Origin of the sequence: Streptomyces johnsoniae (assembly GCF_031845565.1) — a bacterium.
In the GTDB taxonomy this organism is placed as follows: domain Bacteria; phylum Actinomycetota; class Actinomycetes; order Streptomycetales; family Streptomycetaceae; genus Streptomyces; species Streptomyces johnsoniae.
On the sequence record NZ_JAVREV010000002.1, the window covers coordinates 349243 to 368197 of the forward strand.

The 18955-nt window shown below is 72.3% G+C and carries 19 protein-coding genes; 12 read left to right on the forward strand and 7 right to left on the reverse strand.

Annotated features, from left to right (window positions below):
- Positions 1–168 precede the first annotated feature (168 nt).
- Entirely contained in the window at positions 169–2991 is a 2823-nt protein-coding gene (locus tag RM779_RS04670; RefSeq protein WP_311616073.1) for an FAD-binding and (Fe-S)-binding domain-containing protein, read from the reverse strand.
- 208 nt (positions 2992–3199) lie between these two features.
- Between RM779_RS04670 and RM779_RS04675 the strand changes: the two genes are divergently transcribed.
- From RM779_RS04675 to serC, 7 genes are all read left to right on the forward strand, one after another.
- Positions 3200–4708: a sensor histidine kinase gene (locus RM779_RS04675; protein WP_311616075.1), complete on the forward strand. Its 1509-nt coding sequence runs from the start codon at positions 3200–3202 to the stop codon at positions 4706–4708.
- A complete protein-coding gene (locus RM779_RS04680) occupies positions 4705–5133 on the forward strand; it encodes a roadblock/LC7 domain-containing protein (protein WP_311616077.1) in 429 nt (142 codons plus the stop codon). Before RM779_RS04675 ends, RM779_RS04680 begins: the two co-directional genes overlap by 4 nt.
- Positions 5130–5486: a DUF742 domain-containing protein gene (locus RM779_RS04685; protein WP_311616079.1), complete on the forward strand. Its 357-nt coding sequence runs from the start codon at positions 5130–5132 to the stop codon at positions 5484–5486. Before RM779_RS04680 ends, RM779_RS04685 begins: the two co-directional genes overlap by 4 nt.
- A complete protein-coding gene (locus RM779_RS04690; protein WP_311616081.1) occupies positions 5467–6108 on the forward strand; it encodes a GTP-binding protein in 642 nt (213 codons plus the stop codon). Before RM779_RS04685 ends, RM779_RS04690 begins: the two co-directional genes overlap by 20 nt.
- On the forward strand, positions 6105–7355 hold the full coding sequence (locus RM779_RS04695; protein WP_394813219.1) for a cytochrome P450: 1251 nt from the start codon (positions 6105–6107) through the stop codon (positions 7353–7355). The genes RM779_RS04690 and RM779_RS04695 overlap by 4 nt, the downstream gene beginning before the upstream one ends.
- Entirely contained in the window at positions 7352–8572 is a 1221-nt protein-coding gene (locus tag RM779_RS04700) for a cytochrome P450 family protein (protein ID WP_311616083.1), read from the forward strand. Before RM779_RS04695 ends, RM779_RS04700 begins: the two co-directional genes overlap by 4 nt.
- Positions 8573–8640: 68 nt before the next feature.
- The gene (serC, locus tag RM779_RS04705) at positions 8641–9759 is read left to right on the forward strand and encodes a phosphoserine transaminase (RefSeq protein WP_311616085.1); all 1119 of its coding nucleotides are present in this window, start codon (positions 8641–8643) and stop codon (positions 9757–9759) included.
- A gap of 73 nt (positions 9760–9832) precedes the next feature.
- Here the strand turns inward: serC and RM779_RS04710 are convergent, their stop codons facing one another.
- A complete protein-coding gene (locus RM779_RS04710) occupies positions 9833–10666 on the reverse strand; it encodes an ABC transporter permease (RefSeq protein WP_311616088.1) in 834 nt (277 codons plus the stop codon).
- Complete coding sequence (locus RM779_RS04715; protein WP_311616090.1) at positions 10663–11640, reverse strand: ATP-binding cassette domain-containing protein; 978 nt, start codon at positions 11638–11640, stop codon at positions 10663–10665. The genes RM779_RS04710 and RM779_RS04715 overlap by 4 nt, the downstream gene beginning before the upstream one ends.
- A gap of 106 nt (positions 11641–11746) precedes the next feature.
- Between RM779_RS04715 and RM779_RS04720 the strand changes: the two genes are divergently transcribed.
- Positions 11747–12547: a TetR/AcrR family transcriptional regulator gene (locus tag RM779_RS04720; protein WP_311616092.1), complete on the forward strand. Its 801-nt coding sequence runs from the start codon at positions 11747–11749 to the stop codon at positions 12545–12547.
- A 23-nt stretch (positions 12548–12570) separates the two neighbouring features.
- Here the strand turns inward: RM779_RS04720 and RM779_RS04725 are convergent, their stop codons facing one another.
- Positions 12571–13638: a hypothetical protein gene (locus tag RM779_RS04725; protein ID WP_311616093.1), complete on the reverse strand. Its 1068-nt coding sequence runs from the start codon at positions 13636–13638 to the stop codon at positions 12571–12573.
- A gap of 205 nt (positions 13639–13843) precedes the next feature.
- On the opposite strand from RM779_RS04725, the gene RM779_RS04730 reads away from it, so the two are divergent.
- Positions 13844–14371: a hypothetical protein gene (locus RM779_RS04730; protein WP_311616095.1), complete on the forward strand. Its 528-nt coding sequence runs from the start codon at positions 13844–13846 to the stop codon at positions 14369–14371.
- Between the two features lie 98 nt (positions 14372–14469).
- Positions 14470–15465, forward strand: a complete 996-nt coding sequence (locus RM779_RS04735) for an aldo/keto reductase (protein ID WP_077060820.1) — start codon at positions 14470–14472, stop codon at positions 15463–15465.
- Positions 15466–15592: 127 nt separating this feature from the next.
- Here the strand turns inward: RM779_RS04735 and thpR are convergent, their stop codons facing one another.
- On the reverse strand, positions 15593–16144 hold the full coding sequence (gene thpR / locus RM779_RS04740; protein ID WP_311616098.1) for an RNA 2',3'-cyclic phosphodiesterase: 552 nt from the start codon (positions 16142–16144) through the stop codon (positions 15593–15595).
- Between the two features lie 46 nt (positions 16145–16190).
- Between thpR and RM779_RS04745 the strand changes: the two genes are divergently transcribed.
- Positions 16191–16760 (forward strand): GNAT family N-acetyltransferase, encoded by a 570-nt coding sequence (locus tag RM779_RS04745; RefSeq protein WP_311616101.1) that lies wholly within the window; start codon positions 16191–16193, stop codon positions 16758–16760.
- On the opposite strand, the gene RM779_RS04750 is transcribed toward RM779_RS04745, so the two are convergent.
- Positions 16750–18081 carry an MFS transporter gene (locus RM779_RS04750; protein ID WP_311616102.1) on the reverse strand — a complete coding sequence of 444 codons (1332 nt, stop codon included), beginning with the start codon at positions 18079–18081 and terminating at the stop codon, positions 16750–16752. The two genes, RM779_RS04745 and RM779_RS04750, sit on opposite strands and share 11 nt — an antisense overlap.
- Before the next feature lie 35 nt (positions 18082–18116).
- Positions 18117–18572: a MarR family winged helix-turn-helix transcriptional regulator gene (locus RM779_RS04755; protein ID WP_311616104.1), complete on the reverse strand. Its 456-nt coding sequence runs from the start codon at positions 18570–18572 to the stop codon at positions 18117–18119.
- Positions 18573–18682: 110 nt separating this feature from the next.
- Between RM779_RS04755 and RM779_RS04760 the strand changes: the two genes are divergently transcribed.
- On the forward strand, positions 18683–18955 hold the full coding sequence (locus RM779_RS04760; RefSeq protein WP_311616106.1) for a DUF2530 domain-containing protein: 273 nt from the start codon (positions 18683–18685) through the stop codon (positions 18953–18955).

Consider the following 18955-nt stretch of genomic DNA (forward strand, 5'->3'; position numbering starts at 1 on the left):
CAGGGCCTATTCCGATAGGGAGTGGGGTCATGGACGATGGTCTTTCATGAGGCGGCCGGTATTCTCCGGATAACGGCGGCGGAACGGCGAATTCCCGCTGGTGGTCAGCCCGTTGACGTGGGCCGGAAACGGCTGGCGCGGTGCTCGGATGCCCGCCGGGAAAGCGGGTCACGGCTCATCGGCGAGTGCCTCGGCGAGCACCTCCGCGAGGTGCCGCGCTTGGTGACCGCCGAGCTGTTCCAATTGGGTGCGGCAGGAATAGCCGTCGGCCAGCAGCACCGCGTCCGGCGCCGCCGCCCGCACCGCGGGGAGCAGCTGATCCTCGGCACAGGCCACGGACACCTCATAATGCCCCTTCTCGAAGCCGAAGTTGCCCGCGAGACCGCAGCAGCCGGTGGACAGCGGCCCGGTGAGCCCGGCGCGGTCGCGCAGCGCGCGGTCGGCGGCGTCGCCGAGCGCCGCGTGCTGGTGGCAGTGCGTCTGCCCGGCGACGGAGCGGCCGAGGCGCGGCGGCTCCCAGTCGGGCGCGTACTCGGCGAGGGTCTCCGCGAAGGTGCGGACGCGCCCGGCCAGCGCGTGGGCGCGCGGGTCGTCCGGCAGCAGTTCCGGCAGGTCGGTGCGCAGGGCCGCCGCGCAGGGCGGTTCGAGAACGGTGACGGGCGCGTCGCCGGGCGCGGCCCGCTCCAGGGTGCCGAGCGTGCGACGCAGCACCGCCTTGGCCTGGTCGAGCTGGCCGGTGGACACGTAGGTGAGGCCGCAGCACACCGGCCCGGCCGGCACCGAGGCGCGCAGCCCGGCCGCCCCGAGAACGGCCGCGGCGGCGCGGCCCGCCGCCGGGGACAGGTGGTTGGTGAAGGTGTCGGGGAACAGCACCACCGGCCGGCCGTCCGCGCGGGCCGCCGCCGCCCCCTCGGCGCGCCACCAGTGGGTGAACGGGCGGCGCGCCAGCGCCGGGATGGGCCGTTCCGGCGCGATGCCGCCGGCCCGTTTGGCGAGCGCGGCCAGTGGCGGAACGCGCCCGGCGGCGTTGGCGAGCGGGGCCAGGCGCAGCGCGGCGGCCAGACGCAGCCAGCGCGGCAGGCGGCCCATGGCGTAGTGGGCGGCCGGCCGGCGGCGCCCGGCGTAGTGGTGGTGCAGGAACTCGGCCTTGTAGGTGGCCATGTCGACGCCGACCGGGCAGTCGCTGCGGCAGCCCTTGCAGGACAGGCACAGGTCGAGCGCGTCGCGCACCTCGGTGGAGCGCCAGCCGTCGGTGACCACCTCGCCGGTCAACATCTCGTGCAGCAGCCTGGCCCGGCCGCGGGTGGAGTGCTGTTCCTCGCCCGTGGCCCGGAAGGAGGGGCACATGACGTGCGTGCCCGCGCTGGTCTCGCGGCACTTGGCGACGCCGACGCAGCGGCGCACCGCGGCGGAGAAGTCGCCGCCGTCGTGCGGGTAGGCGAACGCGACGGGCACAGGGCGGGCGGGCAGCCCGGTGAAGCGCAGGTTGTCGTCCAGGCGCGCGGGGTGGACGAGCACGCCCGGGTTCAGGGCGCGGTCGGGGTCCCACAGCTCCTTGAACGCGCCGAAGACACCGACGAGTTCGTCGCCGTACATGCGGGGCAGCAGCTCGGCGCGGGCCAGTCCGTCGCCGTGCTCGCCGGACAGCGAGCCGCCGTGGGCCGCGACCAGTGCGGCCAGTTCGGTGCCGAAGTCGCGGAAACGGGCGATGCCGGCGGACGTCAGCAGGTCGAAGTCGATGCGGATGTGGATGCAGCCGTCGCCGAAGTGGCCGTAGGGCATGCCGCGCAGGCCGTGGTCGGCGAGCAGGCCGCGGAACTCCCGCAGGTAGGCGCCGAGCCGGGCCGGGGGCACCGCGCAGTCCTCCCAGCCGGGCCACGCCTCGCCGCCGTCGGGCATGCGGGTGGCCAGGCCCGAGGCGTCCTCGCGGATGCGCCACAGCGCGCGCTGGTCGAGCGGGTCGGTGAGCACGGCCTGGCCGGTGGTGCCGTCGGCCGCGGCACGGCACAGGGCGCGGGCGGCGGCCTCGGCCTCGGCGGTGTGCCGGCCGCCCGTCTCCACGAACAGCCAGGCCCCGCCGCGCGGCAGAGCACCGCGCGCCGCCTCGCCGACCAGGTCGGCGGCCATGCCCTCGACGGTCAGCGGACCGTGGACGAGGAGACCGGCGGCGGCCTCGGCCGCGGCTGACTCGTCGGCGTAGCCGAGCACGGCGAGCGCCCGCGCGGGCGGGGCCGCGACCAGGCGGACGGTGGCCTCGGTCAGCACGCCGAGGGTGCCCTCGCTGCCGGTGAACGCGCGGGCCCAGTCCCGGCCCTTCTCCGGCAGCAGCTCGTCGAGCGCGTACCCGGAGATGCGGCGCGGCAGGTCGGGGAAGCCGGTGCGCAGCAGCGCGAGGTGCCGGGCCACCAGCTCCTCCGCGCCCGCGCGCAGGGGCGCGGGCCCGTCCAGGCCGCCGCGGGCCAGGCGGGCCGGGTCGCCGCGGTAGGTGAGGACCTCAAGCTCGTGCACGTTGTCCGCGGTGGTGCCCCAGGCGACGGAGTGCGAGCCGCAGGAGTTGTTGCCGATCATGCCGCCGAGCGTGCAGCGGCTGTGGGTGGAGGGGTCGGGGCCGAAGGTCAGGCCGTGCGGCACGGCGGCGGCGCGCAGCGTGTCGCACACGACGCCGGGCTGCACGACGGCGGTCCTCGATTCCGGATCGAGGCTCAGGACGCGGTTCATATGGCGGGTGAAGTCGAGGACCACGCCGGTGCCGGTGGCCTGCCCGGCGATGCTGGTGCCGCCGCCGCGCGGCACCACGGGCGCGCCGTGGGCCCGGCACACGGCGAGCGCGGCGGCCACGTCGTCGGCATCGCGCGGGGCGACCACGCCGACGGGGACCCGCCGGTAGTTGGAAGCGTCCATGGTGGTCAGTGCGCGGGCCGCGGCGTCGAATTCCACCTCGCCGCGCACGGACGCGCACAGCGCCGCGGCCAGTTCGGTCACGTTCTCCATGCCCCACAGCGTGCACCCTGCGGCACGCGGTTGCCACGCGGGCGCACCGCGGCTCCGCAATGATCGCTCATGTCCGGGAATGCGCGAAAGTAATCAACAGCAACACCCGCCGCTATCACAATCTTTGCTTCCAGGATCTTTAACGCGCCTATAGTGTTGCCGAATTGACAGGTACCGTACGACCAACCCCCATGAGGTTCCTCGGCACATGACGGAGCGCCCTCCTCTGCGGCAGTTGCTGCTCGCCCTCCTCGTCTCCCTGATCGTCTCGGGAAGTGGCTGGCTGGGGGCGGTCTATGCCGCACCCGAGTCCTTCCGCGCCGAGACCGCCTGGGGTGCGGGAGCGGCGGCGTTCCTGCTGACCGCCGCCCTGGTCACCACCGCCCACGCCCGCGGCACGATACGGCGGCTTCGCGCCACGGCCGCCGCGCGCGACGCCGAAACGGCCGCGCGCGACGCGGCGACCGCCCGGTTCGCGGACGAGACCGTTCCCGCGGTGGTGGCACGCCTGCGCGACGGCGCCGCGGCCGACAGCGCGCTCGCCGCGACCGGGCAGCCGCAGGACGAGGCGCTGCGCCGCGTTCTGCGCACCCTGGCCGTCGAGGTGGGCCGCGGCGAGTCCGGCAAGGCCGCCGCGATGGCCGCGAGTGCCAACGCCGCGGGACGCATGCAGGCCCTGGCCACCAGCATGCTCGCCGACCTGCGGGAGATGGAGCACCGGCACAGCGACGAGACGGTGCTCGGCGACCTGCTGCACCTGGACCACCGCACCGCCCAGGCCGGGCGGCTCGCCGACAGCATCGCCGTGCTCACCGGCGCCCGCTCCGGGCGGCGCTGGGCCAAGCCGATCGTCATGGAGAGCATCCTGCGCGGCGCCATGGGCCGCATCAGCGGCTACCGCAGGATTCGGCTGCACTCGGCCGTGGACGTGGCCATCGCGGGCCACGCCGCCGAGGGCGTCATGCACGCCCTGGCCGAACTCCTCGACAACGCGGCGAACTTCTCCCCGCCCACCGCCGAGGTCCACGTGTACGCGGAGGAGGTGCCGGCCGGCGTCATCCTCACCGTCGAGGACAGCGGCCTGGTGATGAGCGACGTCGCGCTGCGCCGCGCGGAACGCGCCGTCTCCGGCGAACCCCTCGACCTGACCTCGCTCTCCGGCACGCGCCTCGGCCTCGCCGTCGTCGGCTGCCTGGCGCGCAAGCACGGACTGACCGTGTCCTTCCGGCCCTCGGCGCGCGGCGGCACCGGCGCGCTGATGATGATTCCGCAGGAGCTGATCAGCCGCCCGAAGGTCACGGCCACCCCCGCGCCCGCCGCCGCCCCCGCTCCCGAACGCATCACGGCGGAACGCATCACCGCGGAACGCACCACGGACGAACGCACCACGGACGAACGCGCCGCCGCGCACGCGCCCGCGCCCGCCGTGGCGGACGCGCCGCTCGCCACGGCCGAACACGCCCCCGCCGCACCGGCCGACGAAGAACTCGTCGAGTATGGCGCCAGCGGCCTGCCCAAGCGCCGCAGGGGGCGCACGCTCGCGGCCCACCCGCAGAGCGTCACCAGGCAGCCGCGGCCATCGTCGTCCGCGGCCCACTCACCGGCAGAATCCGCCGCCCGTTTCGGTGCGTTCCGCCGCGCCGTACGGGGCCAGGGCGACACGCAGCCCGAGGCACCCGCCCCCTCGACTTCCCACCCGGAGGACGAAACCCCATGACCGCACCCACCACGGGAGCATCGCTCGACTGGCTGCTGGAAAGCCTGTTGTCGCGCACGCCGGGCGCCCGGCACGCGCTCGTGCTCTCCCGCGACGGGCTCAAGCTGTGCCGGACCCCGGAGCTGTCCGAGGACCAGGCCGACCAGCTGGCCGCGATCTCGGCGGGCATCCAGAGCCTGTCGCACGGCGCGTCCATGGAATTCGGCGACGGCACCGGCGGCGTGCGCCAGTCGATGACCGAGTTCTACGGCGGAATCCTGTTCATCGTGGAGGCCGGGGACGGCGCCCACCTGGCGATCGTGGCCGACGACGACGCCGACGTCGGCCTCATCGGCCACAACATGAACGAACTCGTCGAGCAGCTGGGCGAGCACTTGAGCGCGCCGCCCCGCGAGGAGTTCGCCGAAGGCGGCGGACCGGCATGAGCCGCCCGGGCCGGGACGACGACCCCGACCGGCTGTACACCCTCACCGGGGGCCGCAGCCGCGCGGAGACGGACGCCTTTGACCTGGTCACGCTCGTGGTGAGCGAATGCGAGCCCGCTACCGGCATGCAGTCGGAGCACGTCAGGATCTTGCGGCTGTGCGAGCGTCCGACGGCCGTCGTGGAGGTCGCCGCCCACCTCAACCTGCCGGTCTCCATCGTGAAGATCCTGCTCAGCGACCTGCTCGCCCTGGGCCGGATCACCGCACGCCACCCGCGCACGACCGCGGGTGCGGCCCAACTTCCCGACACCGATCTCCTTGAGCAGGTACTCGTTGGACTCCGCAACCTCTGACCGACCGGCCGTCCGCACCCCGCTGGGCAGCTCCGCAGACAACGGCCTGAAGATCGTGGTGGTCGGCGGCTTCGGCGTCGGCAAAACGACCATGGTCCGCTCCGTCAGCGACATCAGGCCGCTGAACACGGAGGAGATCATGACGCAGGCGGGCCAGGGGATCGACGACCCCTCCGCCGTCCGCGGCAAGACCTCCACCACCGTGGCGTTCGACTTCGGCCGGATCAGCCTGAACGCCCACACCGTGCTCTACCTGTTCGGCGCGCCGGGCCAGGAGCGCTTCTGGTTCCTGTGGGACCGCCTGTTCGCCGGCACGCTCGGCGCGGTCGTCCTCGTCGACACCCGCCGGCTGGCCGACTCCTGGTACGCCATCGACCGCCTGGAGCACCACGGCACCCCGTTCATCGTGGCCCGCAACGACTTCGGCGGCCCCGCGCACACCGCGGAACAGGTGCGCGAGGCCCTCGACCTGTCCGAGACGATCCCGCTCATCGACTGCGACGCCAGGTCGCGCGCGTCAAGCAAGAGCGTCCTGATCACCCTCGTCGAGCACCTGCACGCCCTCTCCACCGCCTCCACCGCCTCTGGCACCTCCGCCACCGCCCGGAAGACCACACCGTGACGACACAGCCGAAGCAGCCCCCCACCGCCGCGCCCGGCGCGGTGCCGCTGAGCGGGCCCAGGTTCCATACCGATCCGGCCGAGCTGTACCGGGAGATGCGGCAGCAGCACGGTCCCGTCGTGCCCGTCGTGCTGCCCGGCGACATCCCGGCCTGGCTGGTGATCGGCTACCGCGAACTGCACCACGTCACGGGCGACACCGGCGTGTTCACGCGCGACATGGGCCTGTGGAACCAGTGGCCGGTCATCCCCGAAGACTGGCCGCTGCTGCCGATGGTCAACCGACGCCAGCCGTCGATCTACTACACGGTCGGCGCCGAACACCAGCGGCACGTCGGCATGGTCGTGCCCGCCCTGGAAGCCGTCGACCCGTTCGAGCTGCGCCGCCACGCCGAGGAGATCGCGGACGGCCTGATCGACTCGTTCTGCGGCCTCGGCGAGGCCGAACTGATCGGCGACTACGCCAAGATGCTGCCGATCCTCGTCCTCGGCCGCGTCATCGGCTTCCCCGACGCCGAGAGCCACGAACTGACCCGCGCCATCAACGCGCTGGCCGACGGCGGCGAGGACGCCATCGCGGGCCACAAGTACCTCACCGGCGCCATGCAGCGCCTGGTGTCAGGCAAGCGCGCCGCGCCCGGCGCCGACGTCACCTCCCGCATGCTGGCGCACGGCGGGGACTTCACCGACGAGGAGTACGTCCTCGACCTCCAGGCCATCGTCGCCGCCGGCCACCTGCCGACCTCCGACTGGATCGGCAACTCGCTGCGCCTGATGCTCACCGACGACCGGTTCGCCGCCTCGCTCTCCGGCGGCCGGCACAGCGTCGGCGAGGCCATGAACGAGGTGCTGTGGGAGGACACCCCGACCCAGATCCTCGCCGGCCGCTGGGCCGCCCGCGACACCCGGCTCGGCGGGCAGCACATCCAGGCGGGCGACATGCTGCTGCTCGGCCTCCAGGGCGCCCACGGCGACCCGCAGGTGCAGGGCACAGGGCACGCCCACGCGGGCGGCAACAACGCCCACTTCTCCTTCTCGCACGGCGAGTTCCGCTGCCCGTTCCCGGCCCAGGAGATCGCCGAGGTGATCGCCCGCACCGGGATCGAGGTGCTGCTCGACCGGCTCCCCGACGTCGATCTGTCCGTCTCCCCCCGGACGCTGCAACGCCGCCCGTCCCCGTTCCTGCGCGGCATGACGGTGCTGCCGGTCCGGTTCACCCCGACCCCCGCCGTTGGAGGCATGAGATGACCTGCCCCGTCGTCCCCCTCGACCCGCTCGTGCGCGACCGGCCGGGAGAGACCCGCCGGCTGCGCGAGATCACCCCCCTGGCCCGCATCGAACTCCCCGGCGAGGTCACCGTCTGGACGGTCACCCGCCACGCCGAGGCCAGGAAGCTGCTGACCGACCCCAGGCTCGTGAAGGACATCGGCCAGTGGGACCTCTGGCAGCGGGGCGAGGTGACGCGGCAGTGGCCGCTCATCGGCATGATCGACGCCGGCCGCAGCATGTTCACCGTCGACGGCCCCGAGCACCGCAGGCTGCGCGCCAAGACCGCGCAGGCCATCACGGCGCGGCGGGTGACGGAGCTGACCCCCTACATCGAGGAGCAGACGCACCTCCTGCTCGACGACCTCGCCGCCCACGGCGCGAACGGCGCGGCCGTGGACCTCAAGGCCGTCTTCGCGCTGCCGCTGCCGATGGCCGTGGTCAGCGAGCTGATGGGCGTGGACCACACCGAACAGCCGCGGCTGCACCGGCTGTACAAGGCGTTCTTCAGCATGCTCACCCCGCAGGACACCCGCCTCGCGGTCATCGAAGAACTCGACGAGTTCTTCACCAAGATGGTCGCCGACAAGAAGGCGGCCCCCGGCAACGACCTGACCAGCGCGCTGATCCTGGCCGACGAGGGCGGCGAGCCGCTGACCGACGAGGAGGTCATCGGCAACCTGAAGGCGATGGTCGCCGCGGGTCACGAGACGACGATCAGCCTCATCACGCACGCGGTGCGCGCCCTGCTGAACCACCCCGACCAGCTCGACCTGGTCCGTTCCGGCGCCGTGCCGTGGGAGACGGTGGTCGAGGAGACGCTGCGCTGGAACACCCCCGCCTCGCACCTGCTGATGCGGTTCGCCACCGAGGACATCGACGTCGGCGGCACCGTGATCGCCAAGGGCGAGGGGCTGGTGATCTCCTACAGCGCCATCGGCTGGGACACCGCCCAGTACGGCGAGACGGCCGACCGGTTCGACATCACCAGGCCGGGACCGATCCGGCACATCAGCTTCGGCCACGGCCCGCACATCTGCCCGGGGGCGGCCCTCTCGCGTCTTGAGGCGCGTATCGCGCTGCCCGCGCTGTTCGACCGCTTCCCCGGTCTCACGCTGGCCGTGCCGGACGAGGAACTGCGCAACATGCCCATCGTCACGCAGAACGACCTCGTCGAACTGCCCGTCCGGCTCGGCTGACGCCCGCTGCTGTCCACGTCACGAGCCGGATGTGCGGTTTCGGCGTCCAAGGGACTACGCTCCGGCTCGTGGCCGATATCCAGATTCCCGCTGACATCAAACCCGCCGACGGCCGGTTCGGATCGGGCCCCTCCAAGGTGCGCACCGAGGCGCTCAGCGCCCTGGCCGCGACCGGCAGCTCCCTGCTCGGCACCTCCCACCGCCAGGCGCCCGTGAAAAACCTGGTGGGCCAGGTCCGCGACGGCGTGCGCGCCCTGCTGTCCCTGCCCGAGGACTACGAGGTCGTCCTGGGCAACGGCGGCTCCACCGCGTTCTGGGACATCGCGACGCACGGCCTGATCGAGGCCAAGTCGCAGCACCTGTCGTTCGGCGAGTTCTCCGCCAAGTTCGCCAAGGCGGCGAGCAAGGCCCCGTGGCTGGACGAGCCGACGATCATCTCCGCGACCCCGGGCAGCCACCCGGTGCCCAGGGCCGAGCGCGGCGCGGACGCCTACTGCCTCACCCACAACGAGACCTCCACCGGCGTCGCCGCGCCCATCCACCGCGTGCCCGGCGCCGACCAGGGCTCGCTCGTGCTGGTCGACGCCACCTCGGGCGCCGGCGGCCTGCCCGTCGACGTCACCGAGACCGACGTCTACTACTTCGCCCCCCAGAAGTCCTTCGCCTCCGACGGCGGGCTGTGGGTCGCGGCGTTCTCCCCCGCCGCCCTGGAGCGCGTGGAGCGCGTCGCCGCCTCGGGTAGGCACATCCCGGAGTTCTTCTCGCTGCCCACGGCGATCGACAACTCCAGGAAGAACCAGACGTACAACACCCCGGCGCTGACCACTCTGTTCCTGCTCGCCGACCAGCTGGACTGGATCAACGGCCAGGGCGGGCTCGACTGGGCCGTGCGGCGGACGGCGGACTCGGCGGCGCGGCTGTACGGCTGGGCCGACAAGTCCGAGGTGGCCACCCCGTTCGTGACCGACCCCGAGCAGCGTTCCCACGTGGTCGGCACGATCGACTTCGCGGACGGCGTGGACGCGGCGGCCGTCGCCAAGGCCCTGCGGGCGAACGGCATCGTGGACACCGAGCCGTACCGCAAGCTGGGCCGCAACCAGCTGCGGGTCGCGATGTACCCGGCCGTGGCACCGGCGGACGTCGAAGCCCTGACGGTGTGCGTGGACTACGTGATCGAGCGCCTCTGACCAGGCAGCGGAACGACGCGGTGCCCGGCGGGGATCAGCCCGCCGGGCACCGCGATTTCGCGGGCACCGGCACCTACTTGCCGAGGGCCTGGTAACGGCGCACGGCCAGCGGCAGGAAGACCGCGGTGATGATCAGCGGCCAGACCACGGCCATCAGCATCGCGTTCTCCTCGATCCAACTGCTGCCGGTGGGCAGCGGATTGCCGTAGAGGTCGCGGATCGCGTTGGCGGTGGCGGACACCGGGTTCCACATGGCGATGGTGCCCAGCCAGTCCGGCATCATCGACGGCGGCGTGAACACGGACGAGATCATGCCGAACGGGAACGCCACGGCGAACAGGTTGCCCGCCGCCTCCGTGTTCGGCACCAGCAGGCCGATCCACACGCCGATCCAGATGAGCGCGAACCGCAGCAGGAGCAGCAGCAGGAACGCGTAGAGCGTCGCCACGAGCGAGCCGTCCGAGCGCCACCCGATGACCAGCGCGATCACCGCCATCACGGCCAGGTCGAGCGCCGCGTGCAGCACATCGGAGACGCCCCGCCCGGCGACGACCGCGGACGGCGACATCGGCATCGACCGGAACCGGTCGGTGACACCGCGCTCCTTCTCGATGACGACGGCCATCGCCGTGTTCATGAAGCCGAACGCCATCGTCATGGCGAACATGCCGGGCAGCGCGAAGTCCTTGTAGTCCGCGCCCCCGCCCACGTCCATGGCGCTGCCGAAGACGTAGACGAACAGCAGCACCGAGACGATCGGGAAGCCGAGCTGCCAGGCGATGAGCGAGGGCTGCTTGACCAGGTGGGTCAGGTCCCGCTTGACGATGGTCCAGCAGTCGACGAACGCCCAGTACAGCCGCCGTTCCGGTCCGTCGAGCCCGGTAGCGGCCGGTGTCGTCGTGCTCATGCGTCCGTTCCCTTCTCCGTCTCCTTGTCCTTCCCCGTCAGCCGGAGGAAGACCTCGTCGAGCGTCGGGCGGCGCAACCCGATGTCCTCGCACACGACCCCGTTCTCCTGGAGCGTTCTGGCCACCTCGGTCAGGGCCGCGACGCCGTCGCTGACCGGCGCGTGCACGCGCAGGCCCTCCTCGTCCGTCTCGGGCCCCACGCCGCGCGTGACGCGGGCGACGGCCTTGACGGCCGCCGGCACGTCGGCCGGCACCGACACGACCACCTCGATACGGTCCCCGCCCACGGCCCGCTTCAGACCGGCCGGGGTGTCCTCGGTGATCTTGCGTCCGTTGTCGATGAGGACGATGCGGTCGGAGAGCTTGTCCGCCTCGTCCAGGTAGTGGGTGGTGAGCAGCACGGTCGTGCCCAGGGCCGTGAGCCCGCGGACCGCGTCCCACACCTCGCTGCGGCCGCGCGGGTCGAGGCCGGTGGTCGGCTCGTCGAGGAACAGCACCTCGGGCGCCAGGATCATGCTGGCCGCCAGGTCGAGCCGGCGCCGCATGCCACCGCTGTACGTTTTGACCTGCTTGTCCGCCGCCTCCACCAGGCTGAACTCGGACAGCAGCTCCTCCGCCCTGCGCCGCGCCATCGCGTGGTCGAGGTGGAAGAGCCGCCCGAACATCCGCAGGTTCTCCCGGGCGGTGAGTATCTCGTCGACCGCCGGGTTCTGCCCGGTCATGCCTATGCGGCGGCGCACCTTACGCGGCTCGCGCCGCACGTCGTGGCCGCCGACCGACGCATGCCCGCTGTCGGCGCGCAGCAGCGTCGACAGGATGCGGACGCAGGTGGTCTTGCCCGCGCCGTTCGGCCCGAGCAGGCCGTACACCGCGCCGCGCGGCACCGCGAGGTCGAGGCCGTCGAGGGCGGTCTTGTCGCCGTACCGCTTGCGCAGCCCCTCGGCGACGACCGAGAACTCGGATTCGGACGCCATACGCCCCTCCATGCTCCATGGGTAGGTGAACCCTTACTGGGTACACTGTACTCGAAATAACGTACACCGTACCCAGTAATTGCCCCGCCCTAGGATGGCCCGCATCATGACGACGACGCACAGCAGCGGAAGCGGTGACATCAGCCGCAGCCTCCAACTGATGTGGCAGGTCCAGGAGCGGCCCGCCCGTGGCCCGAAGCCCGGGCTCACGCTGACCGCGATCGTCGGAGCGGCCGTCGCACTCGCCGACCGGGAGGGGCTGGCCGCCCTGTCCATGCGCCGGGTCGCGGCCGAGCTGGGCGTCGGCACGATGACGCTCTACCGCTACATCCCGGGCAAGGGCGAGCTGCTCGACCTGATGCTCGACCACATCGAAGGCTTCGACACCGAGCCGGCGCCCCCCGAGGCGGAGGACTGGCGCGCGGGCCTGGCCCGGATCGCCTGGGGCACCTACCGCCACTACCTGGCCCGCCCCTGGCTGCTCCAGGTCAACCAGTCACGCCCGCTGCTCGGCCCCAACGCCCTGCTCGGCTTCGACCGTTTCCTCGCGGTGCTCGACGGGCTCGGCCTCACCGCCCAGGAGCGCATCAAGATCATCATGACCATCGATGCCTACGTCACCGGCACCGCCAGGCACTACGTCCTGCTGCACCAGGCCCAGGAGGAGACGCACATCACCGACGAGGAGTTCTGGAACGCCCAGGCCCCCATCATGGAGACGGCGTACGCCAGCGGCTGCTACCCGCACGTCTTCTCGCTGCCCGCCAGCGCCTTCGACGTGCCGGAGGAGGAGGTGGTGCGCTTCGGCATCGACCGCGTGCTCGACGGCATCGCGGCCTTCCTGGCCACCCTCCCCGAGGACCGCCGCGAAGCCGAAGCCGGCTGCGACGGCCCCACGAGTACCTGAGGCGGCCAGGCCGCGCCGTGGGGTCAGGAACGGGTGCCGCCGCCGCGCAGCAGGCGGCGCAGGCCGAGGACGGCCAGTACGCCCACGACCAGCGCGGTGGTGACGCCCACCGAGAGCCCGCCCTCGTCCCCCTCGTCCCCCTCATCCCCCTCCGCGGCACCGTCCGTTCCGCCGCCGTCGCCGCCGTCTTCGTCCTCCCGCGCCTCCTCGGCCGCGGCGCTCTCCGGGAGGAGGTCACCCGAGAGTTCCACCGGCTCGACCTGGCCGCCCTCCCCCTCGGTGCCGAACATCAGGGTCCGGCCGTCCGGCGTGAACGTCACGGACTCGCCCTGCCGCTGAACGGGCGGGATCACCCGGCGTTCGATCGGCTCGGGAACGCCGTCCGCGAAGCGGTACATGCGGGCCGTGAAGTAGCCGCGGAGCAGCAGACGCGTGCCGTCGGGCGAGAACGCGCCGTCCGTGACCCACAGGTCGATATCCGTCTGGCGCTCGAACACGTTCTGCTCGTTTTCGGACAGCTCCGCCGGGCCGGCGTACAGGGCGGCGCCGCCGTCCTGCTTCTTGCTGACCAGATAGACCCGGCCGGTCTCCGGATGCACCATCAGCGCCTCGGCGTCCCGCGGCCCGTCGGAGTACGTCGCCCGGTACACGGCCGGGGTCACGGTGGCGTCGGCCAGTTGCTCCGGCTCGGGCAGGCGGTAGATCCACACCTCCGGCCACTCGCCGTCGTAGTTGTCCCCGATGTCGCCGACGTACAGGGCGCCGTCGGGGCCCAGGGATATCGCCTCCAGATCGCGTCCCGTGGCCCCGGCGAGGGTGATCGTCGCGAGCGTTTCCCCCGTGCCGCCGTCGATCGCGTACAGGTTGGGCGCCACGTCCTGGTCGTTGTGGGTCCAGTAGACCCCCGAGTGCAGGCGGCTGGCCGCCAGGCCGCTGGACTCGGTGATGCGCGGATCGCCGATCGTGAACGCCGGCGGCGCCTCGGCGGGGGCGGCGGCGAACGCGAGCGGCGCGGCGGCGAGCAGCACACACGCGAGGCCGCCGACGACGGCACGGCGCGGCACGGACCGCGGCGGAGTCCAGGAGAGCATGGCCTCAAGCCTGCCATCCGGCCCACGGAGCCCTCACCCACGGACGGGCTTCGCGAGTACCGCCCCTGCGCAAGTGGGAGGTGTGATTCCTGATGGGGGAGAGTTGCGTGCGATCCGCATCGCATCGGCGAAGATAAAACCGGCATAAGCGGCATAGAGGGCAAGCGCGTTGCGGCTGAGAATCGCCCCTCCCTACGTTCTGCCCATGAGTGCATACGGTCAAAACCCTCAGCCGTTCGCGCCGGCGCCCACGGGGGGCGCCGCGGCGAACCCGATCATCAAGAACCTGCTGCTCGCCGGCATAGGCGGGTCGGCACTCGCCCTGCTCGGCTCGTTCCTCGCCTGGACCTCGGTCGACGTCGAGGGCACCTCCGACACCGTGTCCGGCCTGGACGGTGACGGCATGTTCACGCTGATCACCTCCCTGCTGGCGCTCGGCCTGCTCGCCTTCGGGCTCGTCAAGCAGAACCTGATGGCCGCGGCGGGCTCCATCGTGCCCAGCCTGGTCACCCTGGTCTTCGGTGTGCTCAACTTCCTCGACCCGGAGAAGCTCGCGCGCACCTACGTCGAGGACGAGACCGGCGGGGAGCTGTCCGGCGAGCAGCTGGACGGGTTCATGGAGGGCATCGACTTCTCCAGCAGCTTCGGCGTGTGGATCGTGGTCCTCGGCTCCCTGGTGGCGGTCGCCGCCGCGGGCGTGCTCGCCACGAAGGCCCGCGCGCCGCAGCAGTAGGCCCATCGCTTCACCGCGGCGGTCGCCGGCGTCCGGGGGGACGCCGGCGGCCGTTTTTGTCTTGCCTTGAGCGCACTCCACGGCGTTGGCTTGAGGGCATGGAGTACACACAGCTGGGACGCACGGGACTGAAGGTCAGCCGACTGGTGCTCGGGACGATGAACTTCGGTCCGCTGACCGACGAGGCGGACAGCCACGCGATCATGGACGCGGCGCTGGACGCGGGGGTCAACTTCTTCGACACGGCCAACGTCTACGGGTGGGGCGAGAACAAGGGCAGGACCGAGGAGATCATCGGCACCTGGTTCGCCAGGGGCGGCGAGCGGCGCGACAAGGTCGTCCTCGCCACCAAGGTGAACGGCAACATGGCCGGTGACGGACCCGCGTGGCCCAATCACGACAAACTCTCGGCGGTCAACATCCGCCGGGCCGTGGACGCCAGCCTGAAGCGGCTCCAGACCGACCACATCGACCTGTACCAGTTCCACCACGTCGACCGGAACACGCCGTGGGACGAGATCTGGCAGGCCATGGACGTGCTGGTGCAGCAGGGCAAGATCCTCTACGCCGGCTCGTCCAACTTCGCGGGCTGGCACATCGCCCAGGCGAACGAGGCCGCCGCCCGGCGCAGCTCCCTCGGCCTGGTCAGTGAGCAGTGCCTGTACAACCTGGCCGAGCGCCGCGCCGAGATGGAGGTCATCCCGGCCGCAGAGGACTACGGCCTCGGCGTCATCCCGTGGTCGCCGCTGCACGGCGGGCTGCTCGGCGGCGCGCTCCGCAAGGAACGCGAGGGCGGCGGCAGCCGCAGCGGCGGCGGGCGGTCCGCCTCGGCGCTCGCGGACAGCGCGCAGCGCGCGCAGGTGCAGCGCTACGAGGACCTGGTCGAGAAGCACGGGCTGGCCCCGGGCGAGGTGGCACTCGCCTGGCTGCTGACCCGGCCCGGCGTCACCGGCCCGATCGTCGGCCCGCGCGTGCGCGAACAGCTCGACTCGGCGGTGCGGGCCGTCTCCCTCGACCTGCCGGCCGACCTGCTCGCGGGCCTGGACGAGGTCTTCCCCGGCCCGGGCCCTTCCCCCGAGGCATTCGCCTGGTAGCCCGCCTTCCGCGGAGACGCGCCTAGGACAGGGCCCTAGCCGAAGGCCGCGGCCAGGGCCACCACGGCGAGGAGCACGACGAGTGCGGCGCTGACGATCCGCGTGCGTGTCTTGGCGTTCACAGTGTTTACGGTACGCCCAGCGGCCACGCGGCCCGCACCGAGAACCCCCGTTCCGGCTCGCTGGCCATCAGCACGAGCCGCTCGACCCGGAAGGGCCGGCTCGCGAAGCCGCCCAGTGCGGCGGCGAGCGGGCCGAGTGGGGGGCCGGTGCTCTCGCCGCGGGTGCCGAGGGCGAGCGTCAGGTGCGGGCGGTACGCGTCGTATTGGTCCACCGCGGGGCCGGCTTCCGCTGCCGCGGCGGACAGGGCGTGCAGGGCCGCCGTCTCGCCCGCGAGCCCGGCCCACAGCACCCGTTCCCCGAAGGTGCCGCCCCCCGCCAGCCGCAGTCCGAACGGGGGCCTGGCCGCCGCGGCCGCGGCCAGCCGTTCCCGCAGCCCTGGCAGCCGGTCATCGGCGACCTCGCCGTAGTAGGCCACCGTGACGTGCCAGCCCGCCGGTTCTGACCAGCGCAGCCCGGGGGGCTGCGGCAGCGCGCCACCGTTCCGCACCGCGGCCACGGCCGCGGACAACTCGGTCATGGCCTCCGGCGGCGGCAGCACCGCAGTGAACAGCCGCATCGGCATCCCTCCCGCATCCTGGACCCAAGGCTCTAGCATCCCCCATATGAAGATCAGGCAGGGTGGATTGGACGACCTTCCGGTCATTCTCGGGATGCTCGACGGCGCGGTGGCGTGGCTGGCCGGTCGCGGGCGCACCGGCCAGTGGGGCTCCGAGCCCTGGTCGGCGCGGCCCAGGGCGGTCGAACGTGTCCGGGAGATCGTGGCGTCCGGCGCTCCGTGGATCGCCGAGATCGACGGCGAACCGGCCGGTTCCCTCACCCTCACGCCCGGCCCCGGGCCCTACATAGCGCCGGTTGACGAGCCCGAGGTCTACGTGCACCTGCTCGTCACCGACCGCAGGTTCGCCGGCCGCGGCGTCGGCGCCGCGCTGCTCGCGCACGCCGTCGCGGAGACCCGGCGGCAGGGTGTCGACCTGCTCCGGGTCGACTGCTACGCCGGGGACGACGGGCGGCTCGTCGCGTACTACCGCGACCAGGGCTTCACGCCCACCGAACGGTTCAGCGTCGGGGACTGGCCCGGCCAGCTGCTCGCCCGGCGGATGTCCGCCGAGCCGCAAGAGCCGCAAGCGCCGCCCGCGGCACCCGAGCCGCCCGCGGCGCCGCTCACGCCGTAGCCAGCTCCTCGGGGTCGCGCGGCACCAGGGCGACGCCGCGGCTCCCGGCCTTGAGGCTGATCCGCAGCCGCAGCCCGCCGATGCGCGCCAGCACCAGCGCCACGCCCACCGCGGCACCCGCGCACAGCGCGCCGCCCGTGAGCAGCCCGACCCTGGCGCCGAACGCGTCGGTGAGCCAGCCCATCAGCGGCCCGCCGAACGGCGTCCCGCCGACGAAGACCATCATCATCAGGCTGATGACCCGGCCGCGCATCGCCGGATCGCTGTGCAGCTGTATGCCCGCGTTCGCGGTGACCTGGAACGTCATGGCGACCACACCGACCACCGGCATGAGCAGGGCGAAGACGAGGAACGTCGGCGCCGCGGCGGCCACCATCAGCAGCGTGCCGAACAGCAGCGCCGCGGCCACCGTGAAGCGCATCCGGCGGCTGCCGCGCCGCGCGGCGAGCAGCGCCCCGGCCACGGAGCCGATCGCCATGAGCGAGTTCAGCAGGCCGTAGGTGCCGGCGTCGGCGTGGAAGACCTGGTCGGTGAAGGCGACCAGCCAGATCGCGAAGTTGTAGCCGAAGGTGCCGACGAAACCGAGCAGGACGATCGGCCACAGCAATTCGGGGCGGCTGCCGACGTACCGCAGGCCCTCGCGGAGCTGGCCCTTGCCGCGGGGGGCGCGTTCGGCCGGGGTCAGCTCGGACGTGCGCATCATCAGCAGGCCGGTGATCGGCGCGATGAAGGACAGGCCGTTGAACAGGAACGCCCAGCCGCTGCCCACGCCCGTGATCACGATGCCCGCGACGGCGGGGCCGATCAGCCGGGCGGACTGGAAGTTGGCCGAGTTCAGCGAGACGGCATTGCGCAGCAGCCGCGGCCCGACCATCTCGGAGACGAACGCCTGCCGGGCGGGGTTGTCCACGACGGTCGCGAGGCCGACGACGAAGGCCAGCGCGTAGACGTGGTAGGCGTGCACGGCGCCGCTGAACGTGAGGGCGGCCAGGGCGAGGCCGGTGAGCCCGAGCACGACCTGGGTGCCGAGCATCAGCTTCCGCTTGTCGAACCGGTCGGCGAGCACGCCGCCCCAGAGGCCGAACAGCAGCATCGGCAGGAACTGGAGGGCGAGGGTGATGCCGACGGCGGCGGCGGAATGGGTCAGCTCGTGCACGAGCCAGTCCTGGGCGATGCGCTGCATCCAGGTGCCGATGTTGGACACCGAGGAACCGAAGAAGTGAATCCGGTAGTTGCGGACCCGGAAGGAACTGAAGGTGGATATCTTGTCGGTCGTGGTCAGGGATGCGGGTGCGGAGTCGGCTCCGGGTCCCGGACTCAAGGGGAACACTCCTTCGTGCGTCTGTCCTGTCTCTCCTAAAGATGCGCAAGCTTGTGCAGCACGGGCGCGGCGGCGCGCAGTGCGGCCCACTCCTCCTCGTCCAGCTCACCGGCGAGGTCGGCCAGCCAGGTGTTCCGCTGGCCGCGGCTCTCCTCCAGCATCTCCTCGGCCTGGCCGGTGGCGGCCACGAGCTTCTGCCGCCGGTCCTCCGGGTGCGGTTCGAGCGCGACGAGGCCGCGCTCCTGGAGCAGCGCGATGATGCGCGTCATCGAGGGCGGCTGGACGTGCTCCTTCCTGGCCAGCTCCCCCGGCGTCATCGGCCCGCATCGCGCGAGCGTGCCGAGCGCGGACAGTTCGGCCAGACTCAGTGTCCTGTCCACGCTCAGGTGACGCATCCGGCGGGACAGCCGCAGGACGCCGATCCGCAGCGTGTTCACCGCGTCCGCGTCGTCAGGCTCGTCCAGCTTCACGTTGGGCATCAGCACCGCCATCGCTCATTAGCTTGCCTAACGAAATATATGACGAACGGCGAGCACTGTACATTCCCCGTGCACCCACCTGAGTGATCCGTCTCTCCCGGCGCCCCCGGTAGGCTGCGGGGATGCGCTGGGGTGATTTCACGGACGGCAAGCGGGAGGCGCCCGAGCCCCTGGAGGGCAACGTGGTGGCCACCGTCCTCGTCGGCACGATCGTGTGGGCCGTGCTGTTCGTCGTGCAGGTGCCGTTCTACGTCTGGTACGCCGACCGCGGGCACGAGTGGTGGATCTGGACGTGCCTGGCCGGTGCCGGGCTCGGCCTCTTCGGCCTGTGGTTCGTCCGCCGCCGCGAGGCCGCGATCGCCCGCGCCGCGGGGAGCGGCGAGCCCGCGGGCTGA

What these genes read in the sequence shown, in the direction of transcription:
- RM779_RS04670 (WP_311616073.1), bottom strand. Translation starts at nt 2,991, where the DNA reads ATGGAGAACGTGACCGAACTGGCCGCGGCGCTGTGCGCGTCCGTGCGC.
- RM779_RS04675 (WP_311616075.1), top strand. Translation starts at nt 3,200, where the DNA reads ATGACGGAGCGCCCTCCTCTGCGGCAGTTGCTGCTCGCCCTCCTCGTC.
- RM779_RS04680 (WP_311616077.1), top strand. Translation starts at nt 4,705, where the DNA reads ATGACCGCACCCACCACGGGAGCATCGCTCGACTGGCTGCTGGAAAGC.
- RM779_RS04685 (WP_311616079.1), top strand. Translation starts at nt 5,130, where the DNA reads ATGAGCCGCCCGGGCCGGGACGACGACCCCGACCGGCTGTACACCCTC.
- RM779_RS04700 (WP_311616083.1), top strand. Translation starts at nt 7,352, where the DNA reads ATGACCTGCCCCGTCGTCCCCCTCGACCCGCTCGTGCGCGACCGGCCG.
- RM779_RS04710 (WP_311616088.1), bottom strand. Translation starts at nt 10,666, where the DNA reads ATGAGCACGACGACACCGGCCGCTACCGGGCTCGACGGACCGGAACGG.
- RM779_RS04715 (WP_311616090.1), bottom strand. Translation starts at nt 11,640, where the DNA reads ATGGCGTCCGAATCCGAGTTCTCGGTCGTCGCCGAGGGGCTGCGCAAG.
- RM779_RS04720 (WP_311616092.1), top strand. Translation starts at nt 11,747, where the DNA reads ATGACGACGACGCACAGCAGCGGAAGCGGTGACATCAGCCGCAGCCTC.
- RM779_RS04725 (WP_311616093.1), bottom strand. Translation starts at nt 13,638, where the DNA reads ATGCTCTCCTGGACTCCGCCGCGGTCCGTGCCGCGCCGTGCCGTCGTC.
- RM779_RS04730 (WP_311616095.1), top strand. Translation starts at nt 13,844, where the DNA reads ATGAGTGCATACGGTCAAAACCCTCAGCCGTTCGCGCCGGCGCCCACG.
- RM779_RS04735 (WP_077060820.1), top strand. Translation starts at nt 14,470, where the DNA reads ATGGAGTACACACAGCTGGGACGCACGGGACTGAAGGTCAGCCGACTG.
- thpR (WP_311616098.1), bottom strand. Translation starts at nt 16,144, where the DNA reads ATGCGGCTGTTCACTGCGGTGCTGCCGCCGCCGGAGGCCATGACCGAG.
- RM779_RS04745 (WP_311616101.1), top strand. Translation starts at nt 16,191, where the DNA reads ATGAAGATCAGGCAGGGTGGATTGGACGACCTTCCGGTCATTCTCGGG.
- RM779_RS04755 (WP_311616104.1), bottom strand. Translation starts at nt 18,572, where the DNA reads ATGGCGGTGCTGATGCCCAACGTGAAGCTGGACGAGCCTGACGACGCG.
- RM779_RS04760 (WP_311616106.1), top strand. Translation starts at nt 18,683, where the DNA reads ATGCGCTGGGGTGATTTCACGGACGGCAAGCGGGAGGCGCCCGAGCCC.